Origin of the sequence: Fluviicoccus keumensis, assembly GCF_004217445.1 — a bacterium.
Lineage (GTDB): Bacteria > Pseudomonadota > Gammaproteobacteria > Pseudomonadales > Moraxellaceae > Fluviicoccus > Fluviicoccus keumensis.
Map to the genome: position 1 here is coordinate 442,757 of NZ_SHKX01000011.1, position 21,711 is coordinate 464,467.

Below are 21,711 nucleotides of genomic sequence, written 5' to 3' on the forward strand. Positions count from 1 at the left end.
CATGGAGAAAGCGGCGGAATCTTGCCTATAATCGGCGGTTTGCGGAAGGGCGATCCATACGCCCGCCGTATCTTTTTGCCCCTGCGGGCGTCTGGGTGCTGTGTACGATGGTCAAAATAAAACGCGGTCTGGATATCCCGATCTCCGGGGCTCCCTCTGAACAGGTCAGTGTGGTTTCCTCCATCCGTTCGGTGGCGCTGATTGGCGCGGACTACCACGGCATGATGCCTTCCATGAAGGTGGCGGAAGGGGACCGGGTCATCCAGGGGCAGCCGTTGTTCACCGACAAGAAGAATCCGCGCGTGCAGTTCACCGCGCCGGTGACCGGTCAGGTGCGCGCCATCAATCGCGGCGAGCGCCGGGTCTTCCAGTCGCTGGTGATTGATGTGGAGCCGGGCGCGCAGGACATCATGGAGTTCCGCAGCTACAACCGCGCCCAGATCCAGAACATGGATCGCGAATCAGCCATTACCCAGCTGCTGGCCTCGGGATTGTGGACCGCCATTCGCACCCGGCCGTACAACAAGGTCGCCGATCCCGACACGACGCCGTCGGCTGTTTTCGTCAATGCGATGGATACCAATCCGCTGGCGGCGGACCCGGCCCCGATCATCCGCGCGCAGCAGCAGGCCTTTGACGACGGGCTGTCGCTGGTGTCCCGGCTGGCTCCGAAAATCTATGTCTGCAAGGATGCCCGCGCCGACTTCCCATGCGGCGCTTTCAATCCGCACGAGTTTTACGGGCCGCATCCCGCCGGTCTGGTCGGCACCCACATCCACTTCCTGGATCCGGTTTCCGCTCACAAGACGGTCTGGCATCTGGATTACCAGGACGTGATCGCCATCGGCAAGCTGTTCTCCACCGGCTTTCCGGACCATACCCGCATCGTGTCGTTGGCGGGTCCGGCGGTAAAGCGTCCGCACCTGGTCAAGATTCATCAGGGATCGTCGCTGATGGACCTGACAACCGGCGAGCTGACCGGCAGCAATAATCGCATCATCTCCGGCTCCGTGCTGTCCGGACGCACCGCGCAAGGCGTTGAAGCCTGGCTGGGCCGTTATCACCTTCAGGTTTCCGTGCTGCCCGAAGGCGTGGAGCGCGAGTTCATTCACTACCTGAAGCCCGGCGTGAGTCGTTTTTCGCAGTTGGGCATCTATCTGGGCAAATGGCTGAAGCAATCGTTTCCCATGAGCACCAGCACCAACGGCAGTCCGCGCGCCATGGTGCCGGTGGGGGTGTACGAAGAGATCATGCCGCTGGACATCCTGCCGACCCAGTTGCTGCGGTATCTGCTGGTGGGCGACTCCGACATGGCGCAGGCTTTGGGTTGCCTGGAGCTGGATGAGGAAGATCTGGGATTGTGCACATTTGTCTGTCCCGGCAAATATGAATATGGCCCCATCCTGCGGGACATGCTGGAACGTATCGAGAAAGAGGGCTGACCGACCATGAAATGGATGCGACAAACGCTTGACCGCATGGCCCCGCATTTCGAAAAGGGCGGGCGCTACCAGAACTGGTATCCCCTGTTCGAAGCAATCGACACATTCCTGTACAGCCCGCCGTCGGTGACCCATGCCGCCGCGCACGTCCGCGACTCGGTCGACCTGAAGCGGATCATGATCCTGGTCTGGATGGCGACCTTTCCGGCCATGTTCTTCGGCATGTGGAATGTCGGGAATCAGGCGCTGGGCGCGCTGGCATACGCCGCCCCGCACGGGGTGACGCCCGCGCTGGCGGTCGAGGGCTGGCGGCATGCGCTGATTGCCGCCATCGCCGGGTTCGATCATGCCAGTCTCTGGGATTGCCTGGTTTATGGCGCGACTTTCTTCGTCCCGGTGTATCTGGTCACCTTCTTGGTCGGCGGTTTTTGGGAAGTGCTGTTCGCCATCAAGCGCGGGCACGAGGTCAACGAGGGCTTTTTTGTCACCTCGGTGCTGTTCGCACTGACGCTGCCGCCCACCATTCCGTTGTGGCAGGTCGCTTTGGGCATCAGTTTCGGCGTGGTGATCGGCAAGGAAGTCTTTGGCGGCACCGGCAAGAATTTCATCAACCCGGCGTTGGCGGGCCGGGCGTTCCTGTTTTTCGCCTACCCCGCGCAAATGACCGGCGATACGGTCTGGACAGCGGTGCAGGCGCAACTGTGGAAGCAGGGGATTGATGGCTATACCGGCGCCACCGCACTCAGCCAGGCCAAGTCAGCCGGCTTTGCGCACATGCAGCATCTGACCGCCGCCGGCCTGCAACCGGTCAGCTGGTGGGATGCCTTTCTCGGGAATATTCCCGGCTCCATGGGTGAGGTTTCAACGCTGGCCATCCTGATTGGCGGCGTCATTCTGCTGGCGACACGCATCGCCTCCTGGCGCATTGTCGCGGGCGTAATGATCGGCATGGCGTCAATGTCCTTCATTTTCAACCAGATCGGTTCCACCACCAACCCCATGTTCGCCATGCCCTGGCACTGGCATCTGGTGCTGGGCGGTTTCGCCTTCGGCATGGTGTTCATGGCCACGGACCCGGTTTCCGCCGCCATGACCAATACCGGCCGTCTGGTCTTCGGCATCCTGATCGGGGTGATGGTGGTGCTGATCCGCGTGGTCAATCCGGCCTATCCCGAAGGCATGATGCTGGCCATCCTGTTCGCCAACCTCTGTGCGCCGCTGATTGACTGGTTCGTCATGCAGGCCAACATCAAGCGGAGGGCACTGCGCAATGTCTAAGGAATCCACCGGCAAGACCCTTCTGGTCGCCACCGTATTGTCCGTGGTTTGTTCGATTGCGCTGGCGGCGGCGGTCACGCTGCTGAAACCCATCCAGGACACCAACAAGTCACTGGAAAAGCAGCGCAAGATTCTGGCCGCCGCCCGCGTGCTGCCCGAAGGCGAGGGCAGCCCCGCCGAGGTGCACCGCCAGTTCCAGCGCTTCCAGCGTTATCTGGTGAAGCTGGATACGGGCGAATACCGGCAGATCAAGGCGGAAGACAATTACGACCAGCGCAAGGCGACCAAAGACCCGAAGCGGTCGGTCGCCCTGACCCAGGCTGATGATATTGCCGGGCTGAAACGCCGCGCCAATGAGGCGGATATCTATGTCTTGCGCGACGCTGCCAGCAAGGCCGAGAGCCTGGTCCTGCCGATTTCCGGGTATGGCCTCTGGTCCACGCTTTACGGCTACATTGTCTTGCAGGGGGATGCCAACTCGGTCGTCGGCATTACCTTTACCGAGCATGGGGAAACTCCCGGTCTGGGCGGCGAGGTTGATAACCCCAAGTGGAAAGCTCTGTGGACAGGCAAGCAGGTGTATGACGCGCAGGGCGCTCCTGTCCTGGGGTTGATCAAGGGCAGCGTTGATCCGGCCAAGCCTGATGCCGTTCATCAGGTGGACGGCCTTTCCGGCGCCACCCTGACCAGTAACGGCGTCACCCATCTGGTGCGGTTCTGGATGGGTGATCTCGGCTTCCGCAAGTTCCTGAACAAAGTCCGTCAGGAGGGCATCTGACATGGCAGAAGAACAATCATCCGTGAAGGAAATCCTGTTCGGGCCGGTGCTGAATACCAACCCGGTAATCTTTCAGGTGCTGGGCATCTGTTCGGCGCTGGCGGTCACCAGCAGCCTTAAGACGGCGCTGGCCATGTCGATCGGCCTGACGCTGGTCACCGCTTTTTCCAATTTCTTCATCAGCCTGATCCGCAATCTCATCCCCAACTCCATCCGCATCATTGTGCAGATGGTGGTGGTGGCGACGCTGGTGATTGTGGTCGACCAGTTCCTGCAGGCCTTTGCTCCCGCCATTTCCAAGCAGATGTCCGTCTTCGTCGGCCTGATCATCACCAACTGCATCGTCATGGGCCGCCTGGAAGCCTTCGCCATGAAAAATCCGCCGGTCATCAGCTTCATTGACGGTATCGGCAACGGTCTCGGTTATTCGGCGCTGCTGATCGTGCTGGCGGTTTTCCGCGAGCTTTTCGGTTCCGGAACCCTGTTCGGTTTTACCGTGATTCCCACCATCAGCAACGGCGGCTGGTATGTGCCGAACGGCTTGCTGCTGTTACCGCCGTCCGCCTTTTTCCTGATCGGCCTGATCATCTGGGCGCTGCGCACCTGGAAGACCGATCAGCAGGAAACCACCGAATACAAGATCGCGCCGCAATCCAAGGCGCAGACCAACGGGCATTGAGGAGCAAATCATGGAACATTACCTCAGCCTGTTCATACGCTCGGTCTTTGTCGAGAACATGGCGCTGTCCTTCTTTCTGGGCATGTGCACCTTTCTCGCCATTTCCAAGAAAATCCAGACAGCCATTTCCCTGGGCGTCGCCGTGGTATTCGTGCAAACGCTGACGGTGCCGGTCAATGCGGTGCTGTGGCAATACATGTTGAAGGAAGGCGGGCTGTCCTGGACCGGAATCGCCGGCATTGAAACCGTGGATCTGTCCTTTCTCAGCCTGATGATCTACATCTGCACCATCGCCGCGCTGGTCCAGGTGATTGAAATGGCCTGCGACAAGTATTTCCCGGCGCTGTACAACGCCCTTGGCATTTACCTGCCGCTGATCACCGTCAATTGCGCCGTGCTGGCCGGGGCGCTGTTCATGCAGCAGCGTGATTACGACATTCCTGAAAGCATCGTGTTCGGCTTTGGCTCCGGCCTCAGCTGGGCGCTGGCGATCGTGCTGCTTGCGGCGGTACGCGAAAAAATGAAATACAGCGACGTTCCTCCCGGCCTGCAGGGGCTGGGCATCACCTTCATCTCCGCCGGACTGATGGCCTTGGGCTTCATGTCTTTTTCCGGCGTGCAACTGTAAGCGGGACGACCCATGACAGAACAAGCAGTCATCCTCCTCAGTATGGTGATGTTTGCCGGTACGGTGCTGGTGCTGGTCGCATTCATCCTTATCGCGCGTTCCCGGCTGGTGTCTGCCGGGACGGTGACGATCGATATCAATGACGATCCTGAAAAGCGCATCGAAGTCGCTACAGGCGGCAAGTTGCTGCAAACGCTGGCGGACGAGAAGATTTTCCTGTCCTCCGCCTGCGGCGGCGGCGGCACCTGCGGGCAGTGCCGGGTCAAGGTCAAGTCCGGCGGCGGCGACATCCTGCCGACCGAAGAGCCGCATTTCACCAAGCGTGAAATCCGCGATGGCTGGCGGCTGGGTTGCCAACTGGCGGTCAAACAGCCGCTGTGCCTGCAATTGCCCGAGGAGTTCTTCGGCGTCAAGCGCTGGGAATGCGAGGTTATCGCCAATCACAACGTCGCCACTTTCATCAAGGAGCTGACGCTGAAACTGCCGGAAGGGGCGGATGTGCATTTCCGCGCGGGCGGTTACATGCAGCTGGAAGCCCCGGCTTACAGCGCGGATTACAAGGATTTCGACATTGAGGAACAGTATCGCGGCGACTGGGAAAAATTCCGGCTGTTTGACCTGAAGTCGCAGACAACGGAGCCGACCATTCGCGCCTATTCGATGGCGAACTATCCGGAAGAGAAGGGCATCCTCAAGTTCAATATCCGTATTGCAACGCCGCCGCTGCGACAGATGCATGAGGTTCCGCCCGGCAAGATGTCCTCGTGGGCCTTCAGTCTGAAGCCGGGTGACAAGGTGACGGTGTTTGGGCCCTTTGGCGAGTTCTTCGCCAAGGAAACGGACGCCGAGATGATCTTCATCGGCGGCGGCGCGGGCATGGCGCCGATGCGCTCCCACATTTTCGACCAGCTGAAACGGTTGAAAAGCCAGCGCAAGATCTCGTTCTGGTATGGAGCCCGGTCGTTGCGGGAGACCTTCTATGCCGACGAATATGACCGGCTGGCCCAGGAAAATCCCAATTTCGAATGGCATCTGGCCTTGTCGGAACCCCAGCCCGAGGACAACTGGAACGGCCTGACCGGCTTCATCCACAATGTGCTCTACGAAAACTACCTCAAGGATCACCCCGCGCCGGAAGACTGCGAATTCTATATGTGCGGTCCTCCCATGATGAATGCCGCCGTCATCCAGATGCTGCTGGATCTTGGCGTTGACCGCGAAAATATCCTGCTGGATGATTTCGGCGGGTGAGGAAAATGCAACGCATTTTCGGCGCCGGCGCGCTGGCCCTGTTGCTTGCCGCCTGCCAGCCTGCGCCTCCGGAACCGGTAACGCTGTCGGGCCTTGCGTTTTACAGCATGCCCTGGCAGGTGAAAATCAGCACCGTTCCCGCCGGTCAGTCGCCCGTGGCCTTGCAGTCGCTTTTGCAAGCCCGTCTGGATGAAGTCAACCGCACGCTGTCCACCTACCAGCCTGATACCGAGCTGATGCGCTTCAACGCCACCCCGGTCGGTAAACCTTTCCGGGCCGGGAAGATGTTGTGTCAGGCCGTACAGACCGCGCTGGCCGTCAGCGCCGCCACCGGGGGAGTCTATGACGTCACGGTCGGGCCCTTGGTGAACTTGTGGGGTTTCGGTCCCGATGCGGTGCCCGATAAGGTTCCTTCGCAAGCCATGATTGAGGCCTCCCGACAGCGGGTCGGCTGGCATTATCTGGAGGTACAGCCATCAAGCTGTACGCTGGTCCGGCGTCGCGATATTGCCGTTGACCTTTCTTCGATCGGTGAAGGCGTGGGTGTGGATGCGCTGGTGGAATCACTGGAGCATCTGGGAGTGCGGGATTACATGGTTTCCGTGGCCGGGACCCTGCGCGTCAATGGCCGCAAGCCGGACGGCGGCCCCTGGCGGATCGCCGTGGAAAAGCCCGACGCCAGCGGTTTGCCCCAACAGTTGCTCAAGCTGGAGGGTGGCGCAGCGGTTTCCACATCCGGCGCCTATCGCAATTACCATGAAATTGACGGCGTGCGCTATTCGCATACGCTGGATCCGCGCACCGGTCGTCCAATCACCCACAAAGGCGTTTCCGTATCGGTGGTCTTGCCGGGAGCAACCGCGACCTACGCCGATGCCTGGGCGACCGGATTGAATGCCCTGGGACCCGACGAAGGCTATCCGGTGGCGGTGCAAGCCCACATTCCGGTCTATTATCTGGAGAAGACGCCGTCGGGCTTTCAGGAAAAGCTCAGTCCGGCCTTCCAGCCGTTTCTCGGGGAGCGCATGTGATGCTGCTGTTTCTGGTTTCTTTTGCCGTGATCATGTTGATGATCGGCCTGATGGCCGTTGGCGTTTGGCTGGGTAAGCGAGCGCCACTCAAGGGAACCTGCGGCGGCCTGAACCGCTTTACCGGCGACAAGGAGTGCCCGGTTTGCGGCGGTGATGCCGCCAAGTGTGATAGCGCCGAATCGGCAGAAAAGACGGCATCGGGTGATGATGTCGGTCAGTGGAAGCCGTGATTCAGGCCAGCACGCGCCTGGCCAGTTGCGGGTAATCGGTAATGATGCTATCCACACCCATGTCGCGCAGCTTCAGCATGGTTTCCGGATCATTCACCGTCCACGTGGAAACCCTTAATCCGGCAGCGTGAGCCCGGCGTATCAGTTCCGGCGTGCACAGGGAAAAGTGCGGACCGATGCTCACGCAACCCAACGCCAAGGCAGCGGCGGTCACGTCATCGGAGTAGTCCTTTTCCACCAGCAGCCCGCGCGGCAACGACGGGGCGGCGTCACGAATCCTTTCCAGATACGACACATTGAACGAGGTTGTGACAGCCCGTCGCCCAAAGGGTTTCGCCATCTCCGGAAGCAGGCGCACAACCGTGGCGACATCGGCTTCAGCGGCGGCCTTGACCTCCAGTTGCAAGTGGGTGAAATCCGCCAGAACCGCCAGGACCTCCTGAAGTTGCGGAACGCCGTCAGATTCCGGCCAGTCAGCGGGGTGGCCGGAAGCATCCGGGAACTGACGGTGATGGCAGGCATCCAGACGGGCGAGCTGCGGAGCGGTAAAGGCGGAGAGGGGACCGGAGCCAGAGGTGGTGCGGTCCACCGAGTTGTCGTGAATCACAACCAGAGCGCCGTCACCGGCAACCTGGATATCAAATTCAACGGCGCGAAAACCGGATTGATACAGGTGTCTGAAACCGCTGAGGGTGTTTTCCGGGGCCTCGCCGCGCGCGCCCCGGTGACCGGCAATTTCCAAGGATTACTTGACGTCGACGCTGAGTGAGGCTTCGCCCTTGCCGGATGTGGCGGCCGGAGCGGCAGCGGGAGTCGCCGACGGGGCGGATTCGTTCTTGACGACCATGCTGTGCACCACATGCTTGTATTCAAAAACGACGGTGAAATCCTTGTAAACCCAGCGGGTAATGGGGGGCTTGCCGATCGTCGCGGACTTCTGCAGGGGCGCGCCAAACTGCTTTTGTACGGCGGTCATGCTCATGCCTTGGGCGGGCATATCGGCGGCCATGACGGCGTTGGACAGAAACAATGCACTCAGGAACAGCCAGTTTTTCATGTCGCGCTCCGGCGAATATGTTATATTTTCAGTCATATTAGAGAGTTAGCCGCATTAATTCAAGAACCGTCAAGGTCTGTATGCGTGCTGGCTGTTTTGGCGGGATTTCCTGTCCCCTTTATTCTTTCTCCAGGCCGGAAAGATATGTCTGCCAATACCACTAGCCGGGGCGCGAAGGTCGCGTACCACGGCCGCAAGCCCGCTCGGGAAAGCAGCGAGCAACGCCGGGTCGCCATCCTCCAGGCCGCCTTGCGCGTCATGGTCCGCGACGGTGTCCGCGGGGTACGCCATCGCGCCGTGGCTCAGGAAGCCGGCGTCCCGTTGTCCGCCACGACCTACTATTTCAAGGATATCCATGACCTGCTGGCCGATGCGCTGACGCTCTACGCCCGCGATGTCATGGAAAATGTGGTTAACCCGTTTTGGGTGAAGGTTCGGGAATGGCTGTTCGTGACCTTCCCGCTGTATTCCGGAACCGATATCCGCGCACAATTGCCGCAAATTGCCGACTTCGCGGTAAGCCATGCCGTTGATGACATTATCGACCGTCTGACCAATCACCGCGAACGGCTGATGGTCGAGCAATCCTTCTGGTACGCCATTCTCCAGGATGAACGCCTGCATTCGCTGGGGCTGGATTACAGCATGGCCGTACTGCGCGACGCGACGCAGATGCTGACCTTCATCGGAGTCGAACAGCCCGCCAATGCCGCGCGATTGATCCTGATGACCATCAAGCAGCTGGAAGTGGAAGGTTTGCTGAAGCCGCTGGAAACACTGGACCGCGAGGCCATGAAGCGTCTGTTGATGTACCAGGTGCGCGCCATCTGCAAGATTTGAGGGCGTCATTCGCATTGTCAGGGCCCGGCCAGCGCCGGGCTTTTTTACGGGTTTTTCGGAATGGATATGTCGCAATTTTCTCCGGAACAGCAGGAAATCCTGAATCGCGTCCAGTTGGTGGACGAGTGGAAGCAGCCCTTGGCTCAGGCCTTTTTGTCTCCTTACATGACGGCGCTGCGCCAGTTTCTCGCCGAAGAGCGCCGGCAAGGCAAAACCATTTTTCCTCCGCCCGCCGAATACTTCAACGCCCTGAATACGACACCGTTGTCCCAAGTGAAGGTGGTGATTCTGGGCCAGGATCCTTATCACGGCCCCGGTCAGGCGCATGGTTTGTGTTTTTCCGTGCGCAAGGGCGTGCCTGCGCCGCCCTCGTTGCAAAACGTCTTTCGCGAAATCCATATGGATCTGGGCATTCCGCCGTCGCGTCATGGCGAGCTGACCCACTGGGCGGAGCAAGGAGTACTGTTGCTCAACAGTGTGCTGACCGTTGAAGCCGGCAATGCCGCGTCCCATCAGGGGCGCGGCTGGGAACAGTTTACGGATGAGGTGGTGCGGGTGCTGAACGATCAGGGGGATCACCTGGTGTTCCTGCTGTGGGGAAGTTACGCCCAGCGCAAGGGCCAGATCATCAACCCGGAGAAACACCTGGTGTTGAAAGCCACTCATCCGTCACCCATGGCGGCGAATCGCGGCGGCTTTTTCGGATGCCGTCATTTCTCGCAGGCCAACGCCTGGCTGGAAAAGCACGGTCGCCAGCCGATTGATTGGGCGTTGCCGGCATGAGTCAGGATACTTGGGTCATTTTTGACGAAATCGCGGGGGCGGATGGCCATCGCATCGGGGTGGCCTGCATCAACAGCGAAAAGACGCTGAACGCCCTGAATATCCCGATCATTGCCCGGCTGCTGCCGCAATTGCGCGCTTGGGCGCTGGATGACGGTATTGCGGCGGTATTCCTGCATGCGGCGGGTGAAAAGGCCTTCTGCGCCGGTGGCGATGTCAAATCCATCTGTGTGGCCGTCCGCGCCAATGGCGTGGAGGATTCAACGGCCTTCGATCTGTTTTCGCAAGAATACCGGCTGGATTTCCTGATCCATGATTATCCCAAGCCATTGATTGTGTGGGGCACGGGTTATGTCATGGGCGGCGGTATCGGCCTGCTTTGTGGCGCGTCGCACAGGATAGTGACCGAGACATCACGATTGGCAATGCCGGAAATCACCATCGGCCTATATCCGGATGTCGGGGGCTCCTGGTTCCTGGCGCGTCTGGGCAAGATCGGTCTTTTCCTTGGCATGACCGGAGCGATGATCAATGCGGCTGACGCCCTCGCCACCGGATTCGCCACCCAGGCCGTTGCCGCCGGTAAGCGGCACGAGGTTCTGACGGCGCTGGCCGCGTTGAGCTGGGGTAGTCCTGAATCCCGCCATGATCAGGTCAGCGCCTTACTGGATGGTTTCGCCCTGACCGATCTCGCGGCAGGGCATATTGAACAGGCCGGGGCTGAGTTGAGCGAACGCCTGCAAGGCGAAGAACTGGCGGATTTATATGCCGCCCTGACCGCGCCCAGCGCCAATCCGTGGCTGGACAAGGCCGCGAGAACGCTGAAGGCCGGTTCTCCCACCAGCGCTGCGCTGATTTATCGGCAATGGCAAAACGGCAGCCGCATGAGCCTGGCGGACACCTTCCGGCAGGAGCTGATCCTGTCGGTGCAATGCGCCCGCCATCCGGATTTTATTGAGGGCGTCCGCGCCTTGCTGGTAGACAAGGACCAGCAACCGCGCTGGCATCCGGCGACGCTTGCCGAGGTCAGCCAGGCATGGCTGGACGGACATTATGCGGCACCCTGGCAAGGCCGGCATCCCTTGTCAGATCTTGAAAACTGGCAGGGGTGAATCATGTCTCTTTATGGCGATTATATTTTTCCGCATGTGCTGGATTTTGCGACGCGGCCATTTTGGCCACAGCGAAAGGAAGTCATTGCCGAAGCTTGGGGACGGGTGCTGGAAATCGGCATTGGCGCCGGGGCCAACCTTCCGCATTATAGCCGCGATGTCACTGAAATCGTCGGGATTGAACCTGACGCCGCCATGCTGGATCGCGCCCGCAAGACGGCGGCGGGGCTGTCGCTCGCAGCACCGCTGACGCTGGCGGTGGGCGACGCCCAAGCGCTCGATTTTCCCGATGAAAGTTTCGATACGGTCCTGATGTGCCTGGTGTTGTGCACTATCCCCGATCCCTTGAAGGCCTTGCAGGAGGCGCGGCGGGTGTTGAAGCCGGGCGGACAGGTCATTTTCCTGGAACATGTGCGCTCGCCGGATGCGGCCGTGGCGCGCTGGCAGGACCGGCTGACTCCAGCGTGGAAAGTCCTGGGTTGCGGCTGCCATCTGAACCGCGATACGGCGGCCACCTTCAAGGAGGCCGGATTCCGCTTTCACCGCATCCGCCGCTACGAACACCCGAAGATGATGCGTCTGGGCAGCGCCATCATTCAGGGTATCGCCCTGAAGTAATTCACTCGCGCGGCTCAATGGCGTAGGGCAAGTCCAGTACCGTCAGTGCAGCGGCGGGCTGGTCGGCCGGATGCAGTCCGGACAAGTCGTCATGACGGGCCACCGCCAGCAATTCGAACCGGTGGCTGTCCGCCCGCGCGGCAAGAATGACGTGTCCGGCGGTCTGGCCTTTCTCATTGCAGATGGCGGAACCGATCGCCGGCGGCAACATGCTGTCGACACTGAACCGATGCGCCCACTGCTTCAGCTTGCCGCGGAAATAGAGGCGTGCAACGATTTCCTGGCCTGTATAACAGCCCTTGTTGTAACTGATGCCCTGATGCACCTGCAGGTTGAGTTCCTGGGGCTGGAACAACTCGGCCGCACCGGCGAGCACTTGGCATTCTCCGGCGCGAATCTGGGCCAGACGCCAATCGTTAATGTCGCCAACCGCTGCGTCGGCGGACAGTTTTGCCCAAAGTTCCGAAAGTATTCCCGCATCCGCCAGCACCAGATAGCGTCCTGCGCCGGGCAGCCGCACGATCGCGGTTTTGTCATCGCCCCAAACCTGTCCCTCGCCGTCGGGCAATGAACCGAAATGCTGTGCAACCCAGGCATCGGCGCCCTGACCCACGATGCCGAAAACGGCGGTGTCCGGGGTCGCCAATTGCGCCTTGGAGAATATGATGTATTTCTTCAAGGTGGCGTGCAGGCTGTCCAGCAGAGCGCCGTCCGTCACAAGCTGGTAGCTGTCACGCCAGAACAGCGCCCGGTAACTGACCGTCGCCCGTCCTTTCAGGTTGCACAGGCAACCGGGGCGGGCGGTTGATGCATTCACGTCACGAAAATCGGTTGTGGTCTGTCCTTGCAGGAATTTTTCACTGTCCGGGCCGGTGACTGTCAGCACCGATTCACCGGGGAGGGGAATCAGCTTCACAGGAGCATCGCTTCCGGTTGCGGGATTGACGGGTAGGAAGGACCAGAGGGCGGACATGATGCGAACCTCGATTGAGAACGGAATGCCCCTGAAATATGGGGTCGCGGCAGGCAAAAGCAAGGATTCAGGGTAGAATAATCAATCGCTTGTTGGATGTGAAATGATTATGCGCGAACTGACCACTGAAGAACGCAAGCTGTTCTGGCATGCCCGCCGCGGCCTGAAGGAGCTGGATGTCTTCTTCGAACCCTTCATGCAGCAGCATTACCTGCAACTGCCCGAGAACGAACAGCAGATGGTGTTCAAATTGATGGCCTGTGAAGACCCGGACCTGTTGTCGTGGGTCATGGGCTATGAACATCCCGCCGATCCCGATATCGCCCACATCATCAAGGTCATCCATGAGCGCGTGGGACCTCAATAGTCCGGTCACTCCGTCAAGGGTCCGTCTTCAAATCCGGATGGCCGGTTATCTGGCGGCCGGTGCGGCGATTTGGCTGGCCGTCATGCCCCTCGCTGTGCAGATTGGTCTGTCGGTGTTGCTGGCCATTCTGGCGGGTGTGGCGATGCTGCGTGGTCGCGCGGCGGCGGAACCTGTCCGTGAGTTAAGCTGGATCGGCGATCAGGCATCGCTGGTGCTGGCGAATGGCCAACGGGTGCGCGTGCAGTGGACGGGTGTTGCGGTGTGGCGTTATCTGGTGGTGCTCAAATTCCGCGCCACCGATATTGAATGGACCGACGAGTTGGTCCTGTTGCCGGACTCCATTCCGGCACAGGACTTCAGGCGTCTCAAGGTACGCTTGCTGGCGAGCGGCTGATCAGCCGACTTCCGGGCGGCTGACCTCGAATTGCGGCGGCGTCAGGATCGTATCACGCACCACCGGATCCATCTCCGGATAGTCCAGCGTGTAATGCAGACCACGCGACTCATGCCGCGCCAGCGCCGACCGGATGATCAATTCCCCGACCAGCACCAGGTTACGCAACTCCAGCAGGTTGTTGGAGATGCGGTAATTGCTGTAGTACTCCTGAATCTCGCTTTGCAGCAGTTCCACGCGATGCAGCGCGCGCTCCAGCCGCTTGTTGGTGCGAACGATGCCGACATAATCCCACATGAACCGGCGCAATTCTTCCCAGTTATGCAGGATCACCACGTCTTCATCCGGGTTGCGCACCATGGATTCATCCCAGTCCGGGCATGTCGGGGAGGGAGGGGTGATCGCCAGCTTGGATTCGATGTCCTGAGCCGCCGACATGGCGAAGACAAAGCATTCCAGCAGCGAGTTGCTGGCCATGCGGTTGGCGCCGTGCAGGCCGGTAAAAGAGGTTTCGCCGATCGCGTAGAGATTCTCGACATCGGTCTGGCCCTTCAGGTTGACCTTGACGCCGCCGCAGGTGTAGTGGGCGGCGGGGACGACAGGAATCAGGTCCTTGGTGATGTCGATACCGAACTCTTTCAGCCGTTCATACAGCGTCGGGAAGTGATGGATAACGAAATCGGCCGGTTTGTGGGTAATGTCCAGATATACGCAGCGCAGGCCGAGGCGCTTCATTTCATAGTCAATGGCGCGGGCCACGATATCACGCGGGGCCAGTTCGGCGCGTTCATCAAAGCGCGGCATGAAGCGCTCGCCATCCGGCAAACGCAGGTAAGCGCCTTCACCGCGCATTGCCTCGGTAATCAGGAAGGAGCGGGCTTCCGGGTGATACAGGCAGGTCGGGTGAAACTGGTTGAACTCCATGTTGCCCACGCGGCAACCGGCGCGCCAGGCCATCGCGATTCCGTCGCCGGTAGCGATGTCGGGGTTGCTGGTGTAAAGGTAGGCCTTGCTGGCGCCGCCGCAAGCCAGAATCACGAATCGGGCGCGGAATGTCTCGACCCGGCCGCTGGTCTTGTTCAGCACATAGGCGCCAACCACGCGGTTGGGTCCAGGCTGGCCCAGTTTGCCGGTAGTGATGACATCGACCGCCACCCGGTTCTCCAGCAGCGCGACATGGCGAGACTCCTTGACCCGGCTCACCAGCGTTGTGGAGATGGCGTAACCGGTGGCATCCGCGGCATGGATGATGCGGCGGTGGGAATGGCCGCCTTCGCGCGTCAGGTGCAACTGGTCGGCCTCGTCCAGCGTAAAGCGCACGCCCTGATTGATCAGCCAGCGGATTGCGTCCGGACCGTTTTCCACGGTAAAGGCTACCGCATCCTCATGGCAAAGACCGGCGCCCGCAATCAGGGTGTCTTGCACATGACTGTCGGTGGAATCGGTTTCATCCAGAACCGCGGCGACGCCGCCCTGGGCATAATAGGTGCTGGCTTCGGTCAGCTCGGCCTTGGACAGCACGGCGACTTTCAGGGTGTCGGGCAGTTTCAGGGCGAGGGTCAGGCCGGCAGCGCCGCTGCCGACGATCAGCACGTCGTATTCGAATTGGCTCATGGACTTGTCAGTGTCTGTCATGAAATTGACTCGCGCAGAGTATAGGGCAAGCATATGCTCGGTCATAGCACAATGCGGGCCAATGTCTCTACAATGGAACAACCTGCTTGGAGAGTGAGCATGCTGGAAGAAACCGGGACGGTCGTCGGCATTGAAGAGGAAGGCCGGGTGAGGGTCGCCACCCGGCGGCAGCGCGCCTGCGGAGGTTGTCAGGGCGAAAATTCCTGTGGCGCCGGATATTTCGCCGGACAGGCCGCGCCTGCGCACATCATTGAAGCCCGAGCCAACGGTTACCGGCTGTCTCCGGGTGACGAAGTTGTGCTGGCGATTGAACAGCGCGTGATCTGGACGGCGCTGCTGCTGCTGTATGTGCAACCGATACTGTTGCTGGCGCTTGGCGGTGTGCTGGGGCAATTGGCGGCGGGTGAGTCCGGAGCCGTCATCGGAGCCATCGGCGGGTTGGCGGCGGGGTTGCTGTTGGCCCGGTGCGGGTCTTCCCAACAACAGCAAGACAAATATTTACCGATTGTTATCAAAAGGGCTTCGTCTTAACAAAAGCCTCATGGCAAGCCCGAGCAGGACTGAATACCGTAACGTGGTCCATTCATTCCTACCGGCAGCAGCCTGAAGAGCAGCGCCGCCTGCCGGTTTTACAATCGGGAGAACAACAAGCATGCAAACCGTGCAATCCACCGCGCGTCGTTGGCTGGTCGGGGTCGTCTGCGCCGTCGGAGTCCAGGCGGCTTGGGCATCAGCCTCTGCCGTCGACTTTTCGGATCTGGTCGAGCAAAACGCCAAGGCCGTTGTCAACATCAGCGCTTCGGCCAAGGCTGTGCGCAGCAAGCCATCCCTGCAGCAGCAACAGCAAATCCCCGATATTTTCAAAAAGTTTTTTGGTGACGATTTCGGTATGCCGCAGCAGCGTGACCGCCAGTCATTTGGTTCCGGTTTCATCATCTCCAAGGATGGTTATGTCCTGACCAACAACCATGTGGTGGTGGATGCCGACAAAGTCGTCATCCGCCTTAACGACCGTCGCGAACTGGAAGCGGATGTGGTTGGTACGGATGAACGCACCGATGTCGCCTTGCTGAAGATCAAGGCTGATGATCTGCCGACCGTGAAAATCGGTAATCCGGACAAGCTCAAGGTCGGTCAACCGGTGCTGGCGATCGGCTCACCGTTCGGTTTTGACTACTCAGCCACGGCAGGCATTGTCAGCGCCAAATCCCGCGCGCTGCCCAACGAGTCTTATGTCCCCTTCATTCAGACGGACGTCGCCATCAATCCCGGTAATTCAGGCGGTCCGTTGTTTAATGCCGACGGTGAAGTGATCGGTATCAATTCCCAAATCTACAGCCGCTCCGGCGGCTACATGGGCCTCGCCTTCGCGATTCCCATTGATGTTGCCATGGAAGTCGCCGACCAGCTGAAGGCGGGCGGCAAGGTTTCGCGCGGTTATCTGGGTGTGGTGGTGCAGGATGTCGATCGCGATCTGGCTGAAGCCTATGGACTGGCCAAGCCGGCCGGCGCCCTTGTCGCCAAGGTGATTCCTGAAACTCCGGCTGAGAAAGCCGGGCTGAAGGAAGGCGATGTCATCACCGCGTTTGATGGTCATGATATCGGGCTGTCGTCCGAACTGCCGCAGATGATCGGCCGCGCCAAGGTCGGCAAGAAGACTCCGCTGACCGTCCTGCGCGATGGCAAACCGCAAACCCTGACATTTGAAGTCGCCAGTTTGCCCAACGATGCTGATGATGATGGCGGCAGCACCAGCGGCGAGCCGGATATCGATAGCTTGCACATCAGCATTCGCAATCTGAATGATCAGGAAAAGGCGCAGTTGAAGGTAGACGGCGGCGTCGTCGTCATGCAGGTGGTGGACGGTGTGGCGGCGGATGCCGGGGTGCGTCCGGGCGACATCATTCTCAAGCTGAATGGTCAGGCAATCAAGGAAACCAAGGATTTTGTCGCCATTGCCCGCAAGCTGCCGGTAAACAAGGCCGTGCCGATGCTGACCTTGCGTCAGGGACAGCCGAAGATTCTGGCGATCCGTCTGGAAGGCAAGGAGACAGAAAAGAAGAAGCGTTGATCCGGGGTTTGGATACAAGGGGCGCATTCATGCGCCCCTTGGCGTTGATAAATGACCCGATAGAGTGGCCTGTTTCGCTGATTAATGACAAGGCGCTGGTTATTCCGGGGAATATTCACTATAATAATCAACGCATCTGCTATTCCTCTGCCAACGTCGGCAGGGCTATTTTTCTAAAAAATAGCCCACATTTACCGCTTTATTTCCCTGTCTTTTTTGCTTAGTCTCTCCCAATGCTGGTAGCAGACAGAACGCGAAGCCGTGTTCAATGGCTGCATGGCGGTCGTTTGTCCTCACCCAGGTCAACCGGCTCCACCCAAACAGTCAGTTTGCCGCTATACACCGGCGGTGACGATGGTTGCAGGCAGCTTACCCAGTTGCTTGCGTGTCATTCATAGGTCGCTTCCGAACGGAAAGCGAGGAATTGAAACCATGCAAAATGGAAACATGCTGCAGCAGTGGGGGCTGTCCCAGCTCTCGGCTGAAAATGCAGCCTATGTAGAAGATCTATACGAGCAGTATTTGCTCTCTCCCCAGTCTGTCCCTGATGACTGGCGCAGTTATTTCGACAAGTTACCCCGCATCAACGGCCTTGAGCAGGACATGCCGCACAAGAATGTGCGTGAACAGTTCCTGTTGCTGGGGCGCAATAGTTCCCGCGTCCAGCCGATGCAGGTCAGCAGCGTCAGCACCGAACATGAGCGCCGCCAGGTTGGCGTCCTGCAACTGATTGCGGCCTATCGTAATCGGGGTCACCAGAAGGCCCGCCTGGATCCGCTGGGCCTGATGCAGCGCGAAGCGGTTCCCGACCTCGAACTCTCCGCCCACGGCCTTTCCCGCTCCGACTTCAATACGGTTTTCCAGACCGGCAATCTCGCAATCAACAAGACTGAAGCAACCCTCGGTGAAATGGTTGAGGCCATGGAGGCGGCCTATTGCGGCTCCATCGGCGCCGAGTACATGCATATTGTCGATACCGCCGAGAAGCGCTGGATCCAGCAGCGCCTGGAAAGCGTGCGCGGCAAGCCGAACTTCACCCCCGAAACCCGCAAACATATCCTGGAGCGCCTGACGGCTGCTGAAGGCCTGGAAAAATATCTGGGTAACAAATATGTTGGCGCCAAGCGTTTCGGTCTGGAAGGCGGCGAAAGCTTCATTCCTTTGGTGGATGAAATCATCCAGCGCTCCGGCGGCCTGGGCACCAAGGAAATCGTGATCGGCATGGCCCACCGCGGCCGTCTGAACCTGCTCGTCAATATCCTGGGCAAAAACCCGGCCGACCTGTTTGACGAATTTGAAGGCAAGACCTTCAACAAGCATGGATCCGGTGACGTGAAATATCACCAGGGCTTTTCTTCGAACGTGATGACCCAGGGTGGTGAGTTGCACCTGGCCTTGGCGTTCAACCCGTCGCACCTTGAAATCGTCTCGCCGGTGGTGGAAGGCTCGGTGCGCGCCCGCCAGATGCGGCGCAAGGATATGGACGGCCGTCTGGTGCTGCCGGTCATCGTCCACGGCGACGCCGCCTTCGCCGGTCAGGGCGTGGTGATGGAAACCTTCCAGATGTCGCAGACACGCGGTTACAAGACCGGCGGTACCATGCACATCATCATCAACAACCAGGTGGGCTTCACCACCAGTTTCCGTGATGACGCCCGTTCCACCGAATACTGCACCGACATCGCCAAGATGGTTCAGGCCCCCATTTTTCATGTGAATGGTGATGACCCGGAAGCGGTCTTCTTCATTACGCAGGTGGCGCTGGATTACCGGATGCAGTTCAAGAAGGACGTGGTCATCGACCTGATCTGTTATCGCCGTCGCGGCCATAATGAGGCTGATGAACCGTCCGGTACCCAGCCGTTGATGTATCAGGTCATTGGCAAATTGCCGACCACGCGCTCGCTGTATTCCGATCAACTCGTCTCCTCAGGCGTCATGACCCGCGCTGAAGCGGATGAAATGGTTGAAGACTACCGCACTGCGCTGGAGGAAGGCCGACATGTTGCCCGGGCGCTGGTGCGCCAGCCCAATACCGAGTTGTTTGTCGACTGGCGCCCCTATCTGGGACATCAGGTGATTGATGACTGGGAAACAGGATTGCCACTGTCCCGGCTGACCGAGTTGGGAATGAAGCAGTTGAACATTCCCGAAGGTTTTGTACTGCAACGTCAAGTACAGAAAGTCATGGATGATCGCGCCCAGATGTTCAAGGGTGAGATTGACCTGAACTGGGGAGCGGCTGAAGTCCTGGCGTATGCCTCGTTGCTGGAAGACGACTTCGTAGTCCGTCTGACCGGTCAGGATGTAGGGCGCGGCACGTTCTCCCACCGCCACGCCATCCTCCATAACCAGAAGGATGACAGCACGTACGCGCCGTTGCAGCATCTGTCACCGACGCAGCAGCGTTTCGCCATTTTTGATTCGCTGCTGTCTGAAGAAGCGGTGCTGGCCTTCGAATACGGTTACGCCACCACGATTCCCAAGTCGCTGGTGATCTGGGAAGCGCAGTTCGGCGACTTCGCCAACGGCGCGCAGGTCGTCATCGACCAGTTCATCTGTTCGGGTGAAACCAAGTGGGAGCGCATCTGCGGCCTGACCATGCTGCTGCCGCACGGTTTTGAAGGGCAGGGTCCGGAGCATTCTTCCGCGCGTCTGGAGCGTTTCCTGCAACTGTGCGCCGAGCACAACATGCAGGTCTGCACCCCGACAACGCCGGCGCAAATCTTCCACCTGTTGCGTCGTCAGGCGGTTCGTCCGTTGCGCAAGCCGCTGATTGTGATGACGCCGAAGAGTTTGCTGCGCCACAAGCTGGCCGTATCCAGCCTGGCTGAGCTGACCACCGGTGGCTTCCAGACTGTTATTCCCGAGGTCGATGCTATTGATCCTGCTTCCGCAACCCGCGTGGTGCTGTGCGGCGGGAAGGTGTATTACGACCTGCTGGAAAAGCGCCGCGAACTTGGCCGTAACGATGTCGCCATCATCCGCATCGAACAGCTGTATCCGTTCCCGGAAGAGCGGTTGATCGAAGTGCTGAAGCCCTATGTCAATGTGGAACATATCGTCTGGTGTCAGGAAGAGCCAATGAATCAGGGCGCGTGGTACAGCACCCGTCATCGCTTCCAGCGCGTGACCGCGGCCTGGAATCCCGCCCGGGAAATCCGCTATGTCGGCCGTCCGGCTTCCGCCGCGCCCGCCTGCGGTTCCGCCTATCTGCATGCCGCGCAACAGACCGCGCTGCTGCATGACGCCCTTAACCTGAACACCCATCTTTAAGAAGAAGGAATAACGAACATGGCTATCGAAATCAAAGCGCCCGTTTTCCCGGAATCCGTAGCGGACGGCACGGTCGCTACCTGGCACAAGAAAGTGGGTGAACCGGTTACCCGTGATGAAGTCCTGGCGGATATCGAGACCGACAAGGTTGTGCTCGAAGTGGTTGCGCCCGCCGATGGCGTGCTGACCAGCATCGCCAAGCCCGAGGGTGAGACGGTCCTCAGTCAGGAAATCCTGGCGATTTTTGAAACCAGCGCCGGTAGCGCCGCCGCTTCCACGCCTCCCAGTGTCGCGGCTCCCAAGGAAGCAGTTGCTTCGTCGGCGGCCGTTGCCGCTGCGGCTCCGGCCGATCTGGCTCCCGCCGTGCGCAAGGTGGTTGCCGAGAATCAGGTTGACCCCTCGCAGGTCAGCGGTTCTGGCCGGGGCGGTCGCATTACCAAGGAAGATGTGCTGGCGCATCTGTCCGCCGCCGCTGCGACGCCGGTGCCAGCTCCGGCCGCCGCGCCGTCGATCGCCATCAGCACTGCCGTTGGCGAGCGCATCGAAAAGCGCGTACCGATGACCCGCTTGCGCGCCAAGGTGGCGGAACGCCTGCTGCAAGCCAGCCAGCAGACCGCCATGTTGACCACGTTCAATGAAGTCAACATGAAGCCGATCATGGAGATGCGCAAGGGCTACGGTGAGCGTTTCGAGAAGCGCCACGGTATCCGTTTGGGTTTCATGTCCTTCTTCGTGAAGGCGGCCGTGGAAGCCCTAAAACGCTTCCCGGCGGTTAATGCCTCGATTGACGGTGGTGATATTGTTTATCACGGCTATCATGACATTGGGGTAGCGGTGTCTTCCGACCGCGGTCTGGTCGTTCCCGTTGTTCGTGATGCCGAGCGCATGAACCTGGCCGAGATCGAAAAGAACATCATTGATTACGGCAAGAAGGCCCGTGACGGCAAGCTGGGCCTGGAAGACATCACCGGCGGCACCTTCACCATTTCCAATGGTGGCGTGTTTGGCTCGCTGCTGTCGACGCCGCTGCTGAATCCGCCGCAAACCGCCATCCTTGGCATGCACAAGATCCAGGATCGTCCAATGGCCGTCAACGGTCAGGTCGTGATCCTGCCGATGATGTATCTGGCGTTGTCCTATGACCACCGCCTGATTGACGGCAAGGAAGCGGTCAGCTTCCTGGTGACGATCAAGGAACTGGTGGAAGACCCCGCGCTGCTGCTGCTGGATCTGTAATTGCTGCAAAACCCTTCCCTCTGACCGGGGGA

General features: G+C 59.7%; 23 protein-coding genes. 19 read left to right on the forward strand and 4 right to left on the reverse strand.

Annotated features, from left to right (window positions below):
* The first annotated feature begins 107 nt into the window (after window positions 1–107).
* From EV700_RS07325 to nqrM, 8 genes are read left to right on the forward strand one after another with little or no spacing between them, the layout of a single operon-like run.
* Window positions 108–1,442, forward strand: coding sequence for a Na(+)-translocating NADH-quinone reductase subunit A (locus tag EV700_RS07325; RefSeq protein WP_130412269.1), 1,335 nt, complete (start codon window positions 108–110; stop codon window positions 1,440–1,442).
* 6 nt (window positions 1,443–1,448) lie between these two features.
* Entirely contained in the window at window positions 1,449–2,720 is a 1,272-nt protein-coding gene (locus EV700_RS07330; RefSeq protein WP_130412271.1) for an NADH:ubiquinone reductase (Na(+)-transporting) subunit B, read from the forward strand.
* Complete coding sequence (locus EV700_RS07335; protein ID WP_130412273.1) at window positions 2,713–3,498, forward strand: Na(+)-translocating NADH-quinone reductase subunit C; 786 nt, start codon at window positions 2,713–2,715, stop codon at window positions 3,496–3,498. The genes EV700_RS07330 and EV700_RS07335 overlap by 8 nt, the downstream gene beginning before the upstream one ends.
* 1 nt (window position 3,499) lies before the next feature.
* Entirely contained in the window at window positions 3,500–4,177 is a 678-nt protein-coding gene (locus EV700_RS07340) for an NADH:ubiquinone reductase (Na(+)-transporting) subunit D (RefSeq protein WP_130412275.1), read from the forward strand.
* A 10-nt stretch (window positions 4,178–4,187) separates the two neighbouring features.
* The gene (nqrE, locus tag EV700_RS07345; protein WP_130412277.1) at window positions 4,188–4,805 is read left to right on the forward strand and encodes an NADH:ubiquinone reductase (Na(+)-transporting) subunit E; all 618 of its coding nucleotides are present in this window, start codon (window positions 4,188–4,190) and stop codon (window positions 4,803–4,805) included.
* Between the two features lie 12 nt (window positions 4,806–4,817).
* Window positions 4,818–6,056, forward strand: coding sequence for an NADH:ubiquinone reductase (Na(+)-transporting) subunit F (gene nqrF, locus EV700_RS07350; RefSeq protein ID WP_130412279.1), 1,239 nt, complete (start codon window positions 4,818–4,820; stop codon window positions 6,054–6,056).
* A gap of 5 nt (window positions 6,057–6,061) precedes the next feature.
* Window positions 6,062–7,087 (forward strand): FAD:protein FMN transferase, encoded by a 1,026-nt coding sequence (locus EV700_RS07355; protein ID WP_130412281.1) that lies wholly within the window; start codon window positions 6,062–6,064, stop codon window positions 7,085–7,087.
* Window positions 7,087–7,317 (forward strand): (Na+)-NQR maturation NqrM, encoded by a 231-nt coding sequence (gene nqrM / locus EV700_RS07360; protein WP_207224602.1) that lies wholly within the window; start codon window positions 7,087–7,089, stop codon window positions 7,315–7,317. Before EV700_RS07355 ends, nqrM begins: the two co-directional genes overlap by 1 nt.
* A 1-nt stretch (window position 7,318) precedes the next feature.
* Here the strand turns inward: nqrM and EV700_RS07365 are convergent, their stop codons facing one another.
* Together EV700_RS07365 and EV700_RS16830 are read right to left on the reverse strand one after the other, a co-directional pair.
* Window positions 7,319–8,059: a glycerophosphodiester phosphodiesterase gene (locus EV700_RS07365; protein ID WP_130412285.1), complete on the reverse strand. Its 741-nt coding sequence runs from the start codon at window positions 8,057–8,059 to the stop codon at window positions 7,319–7,321.
* Between the two features lie 3 nt (window positions 8,060–8,062).
* A complete protein-coding gene (locus tag EV700_RS16830; protein ID WP_165391370.1) occupies window positions 8,063–8,374 on the reverse strand; it encodes a hypothetical protein in 312 nt (103 codons plus the stop codon).
* Window positions 8,375–8,518: 144 nt separating this feature from the next.
* On the opposite strand from EV700_RS16830, the gene EV700_RS07370 reads away from it, so the two are divergent.
* The 4 genes from EV700_RS07370 (at window position 8,519) to EV700_RS07385 (ending at window position 11,727) form a co-directional block, all read left to right on the forward strand.
* Complete coding sequence (locus EV700_RS07370) at window positions 8,519–9,214, forward strand: TetR/AcrR family transcriptional regulator (protein WP_165391371.1); 696 nt, start codon at window positions 8,519–8,521, stop codon at window positions 9,212–9,214.
* A gap of 66 nt (window positions 9,215–9,280) precedes the next feature.
* On the forward strand, window positions 9,281–9,997 hold the full coding sequence (gene ung / locus EV700_RS07375; protein WP_242610209.1) for a uracil-DNA glycosylase: 717 nt from the start codon (window positions 9,281–9,283) through the stop codon (window positions 9,995–9,997).
* Window positions 9,994–11,109 (forward strand): enoyl-CoA hydratase/isomerase family protein, encoded by a 1,116-nt coding sequence (locus EV700_RS07380; RefSeq protein WP_130412291.1) that lies wholly within the window; start codon window positions 9,994–9,996, stop codon window positions 11,107–11,109. The genes ung and EV700_RS07380 overlap by 4 nt, the downstream gene beginning before the upstream one ends.
* Before the next feature lie 3 nt (window positions 11,110–11,112).
* Window positions 11,113–11,727: a class I SAM-dependent methyltransferase gene (locus EV700_RS07385; protein WP_130412293.1), complete on the forward strand. Its 615-nt coding sequence runs from the start codon at window positions 11,113–11,115 to the stop codon at window positions 11,725–11,727.
* Window position 11,728: 1 nt separating this feature from the next.
* On the opposite strand, the gene ygfZ is transcribed toward EV700_RS07385, so the two are convergent.
* Entirely contained in the window at window positions 11,729–12,700 is a 972-nt protein-coding gene (gene ygfZ, locus EV700_RS07390; protein ID WP_130412295.1) for a CAF17-like 4Fe-4S cluster assembly/insertion protein YgfZ, read from the reverse strand.
* 103 nt (window positions 12,701–12,803) lie between these two features.
* Between ygfZ and EV700_RS07395 the strand changes: the two genes are divergently transcribed.
* Both EV700_RS07395 and EV700_RS07400 read left to right on the forward strand, forming a co-directional pair.
* On the forward strand, window positions 12,804–13,067 hold the full coding sequence (locus EV700_RS07395; RefSeq protein ID WP_130412297.1) for an FAD assembly factor SdhE: 264 nt from the start codon (window positions 12,804–12,806) through the stop codon (window positions 13,065–13,067).
* Window positions 13,068–13,104: 37 nt separating this feature from the next.
* Entirely contained in the window at window positions 13,105–13,461 is a 357-nt protein-coding gene (locus tag EV700_RS07400) for a protein YgfX (RefSeq protein ID WP_130412299.1), read from the forward strand.
* Here EV700_RS07400 and nadB read toward each other — a convergent pair whose 3' ends face one another.
* A complete protein-coding gene (gene nadB, locus EV700_RS07405) occupies window positions 13,462–15,075 on the reverse strand; it encodes an L-aspartate oxidase (RefSeq protein ID WP_423201212.1) in 1,614 nt (537 codons plus the stop codon).
* A 120-nt stretch (window positions 15,076–15,195) separates the two neighbouring features.
* Here nadB and EV700_RS07410 point away from each other — a divergent pair, with 120 nt between their 5' ends.
* From EV700_RS07410 to odhB, 5 genes are all read left to right on the forward strand, one after another.
* On the forward strand, window positions 15,196–15,627 hold the full coding sequence (locus EV700_RS07410) for a SoxR reducing system RseC family protein (RefSeq protein ID WP_165391372.1): 432 nt from the start codon (window positions 15,196–15,198) through the stop codon (window positions 15,625–15,627).
* A 121-nt stretch (window positions 15,628–15,748) separates the two neighbouring features.
* On the forward strand, window positions 15,749–17,167 hold the full coding sequence (locus tag EV700_RS07415; RefSeq protein ID WP_130412305.1) for a DegQ family serine endoprotease: 1,419 nt from the start codon (window positions 15,749–15,751) through the stop codon (window positions 17,165–17,167).
* 29 nt (window positions 17,168–17,196) lie between these two features.
* The gene (locus tag EV700_RS07420) at window positions 17,197–17,391 is read left to right on the forward strand and encodes a hypothetical protein (protein ID WP_130412307.1); all 195 of its coding nucleotides are present in this window, start codon (window positions 17,197–17,199) and stop codon (window positions 17,389–17,391) included.
* 223 nt (window positions 17,392–17,614) lie between these two features.
* Window positions 17,615–20,443: a 2-oxoglutarate dehydrogenase E1 component gene (locus tag EV700_RS07425; RefSeq protein WP_130412586.1), complete on the forward strand. Its 2,829-nt coding sequence runs from the start codon at window positions 17,615–17,617 to the stop codon at window positions 20,441–20,443.
* An 18-nt stretch (window positions 20,444–20,461) separates the two neighbouring features.
* Window positions 20,462–21,679 (forward strand): 2-oxoglutarate dehydrogenase complex dihydrolipoyllysine-residue succinyltransferase, encoded by a 1,218-nt coding sequence (gene odhB, locus EV700_RS07430; RefSeq protein WP_130412309.1) that lies wholly within the window; start codon window positions 20,462–20,464, stop codon window positions 21,677–21,679.
* The last annotated feature ends 32 nt before the right edge of the window (window positions 21,680–21,711 follow it).

Excerpts from the sequence above, each read along its gene's own strand:
- EV700_RS07410 (WP_165391372.1), top strand. The coding sequence starts at position 15,196 with ATGCTGGAAGAAACCGGGACGGTCGTCGGCATTGAAGAGGAAGGCCGG.
- EV700_RS07395 (WP_130412297.1), top strand. The coding sequence starts at position 12,804 with ATGATTATGCGCGAACTGACCACTGAAGAACGCAAGCTGTTCTGGCAT.
- ygfZ (WP_130412295.1), bottom strand. The coding sequence starts at position 12,700 with ATGTCCGCCCTCTGGTCCTTCCTACCCGTCAATCCCGCAACCGGAAGC.
- ung (WP_242610209.1), top strand. The coding sequence starts at position 9,281 with ATGTCGCAATTTTCTCCGGAACAGCAGGAAATCCTGAATCGCGTCCAG.
- nqrF (WP_130412279.1), top strand. The coding sequence starts at position 4,818 with ATGACAGAACAAGCAGTCATCCTCCTCAGTATGGTGATGTTTGCCGGT.
- EV700_RS07425 (WP_130412586.1), top strand. The coding sequence starts at position 17,615 with ATGCTGCAGCAGTGGGGGCTGTCCCAGCTCTCGGCTGAAAATGCAGCC.
- EV700_RS07355 (WP_130412281.1), top strand. The coding sequence starts at position 6,062 with ATGCAACGCATTTTCGGCGCCGGCGCGCTGGCCCTGTTGCTTGCCGCC.
- nadB (WP_423201212.1), bottom strand. The coding sequence starts at position 15,075 with ATGAGCCAATTCGAATACGACGTGCTGATCGTCGGCAGCGGCGCTGCC.
- odhB (WP_130412309.1), top strand. The coding sequence starts at position 20,462 with ATGGCTATCGAAATCAAAGCGCCCGTTTTCCCGGAATCCGTAGCGGAC.
- EV700_RS16830 (WP_165391370.1), bottom strand. The coding sequence starts at position 8,374 with ATGAAAAACTGGCTGTTCCTGAGTGCATTGTTTCTGTCCAACGCCGTC.
- EV700_RS07370 (WP_165391371.1), top strand. The coding sequence starts at position 8,519 with ATGTCTGCCAATACCACTAGCCGGGGCGCGAAGGTCGCGTACCACGGC.
- EV700_RS07415 (WP_130412305.1), top strand. The coding sequence starts at position 15,749 with ATGCAAACCGTGCAATCCACCGCGCGTCGTTGGCTGGTCGGGGTCGTC.
- EV700_RS07385 (WP_130412293.1), top strand. The coding sequence starts at position 11,113 with ATGTCTCTTTATGGCGATTATATTTTTCCGCATGTGCTGGATTTTGCG.
- EV700_RS07400 (WP_130412299.1), top strand. The coding sequence starts at position 13,105 with ATGGCCGGTTATCTGGCGGCCGGTGCGGCGATTTGGCTGGCCGTCATG.
- EV700_RS07330 (WP_130412271.1), top strand. The coding sequence starts at position 1,449 with ATGAAATGGATGCGACAAACGCTTGACCGCATGGCCCCGCATTTCGAA.
- EV700_RS07335 (WP_130412273.1), top strand. The coding sequence starts at position 2,713 with ATGTCTAAGGAATCCACCGGCAAGACCCTTCTGGTCGCCACCGTATTG.
- EV700_RS07340 (WP_130412275.1), top strand. The coding sequence starts at position 3,500 with ATGGCAGAAGAACAATCATCCGTGAAGGAAATCCTGTTCGGGCCGGTG.
- nqrE (WP_130412277.1), top strand. The coding sequence starts at position 4,188 with ATGGAACATTACCTCAGCCTGTTCATACGCTCGGTCTTTGTCGAGAAC.
- EV700_RS07380 (WP_130412291.1), top strand. The coding sequence starts at position 9,994 with ATGAGTCAGGATACTTGGGTCATTTTTGACGAAATCGCGGGGGCGGAT.
- EV700_RS07420 (WP_130412307.1), top strand. The coding sequence starts at position 17,197 with ATGCGCCCCTTGGCGTTGATAAATGACCCGATAGAGTGGCCTGTTTCG.
- EV700_RS07325 (WP_130412269.1), top strand. The coding sequence starts at position 108 with ATGGTCAAAATAAAACGCGGTCTGGATATCCCGATCTCCGGGGCTCCC.
- nqrM (WP_207224602.1), top strand. The coding sequence starts at position 7,087 with ATGCTGCTGTTTCTGGTTTCTTTTGCCGTGATCATGTTGATGATCGGC.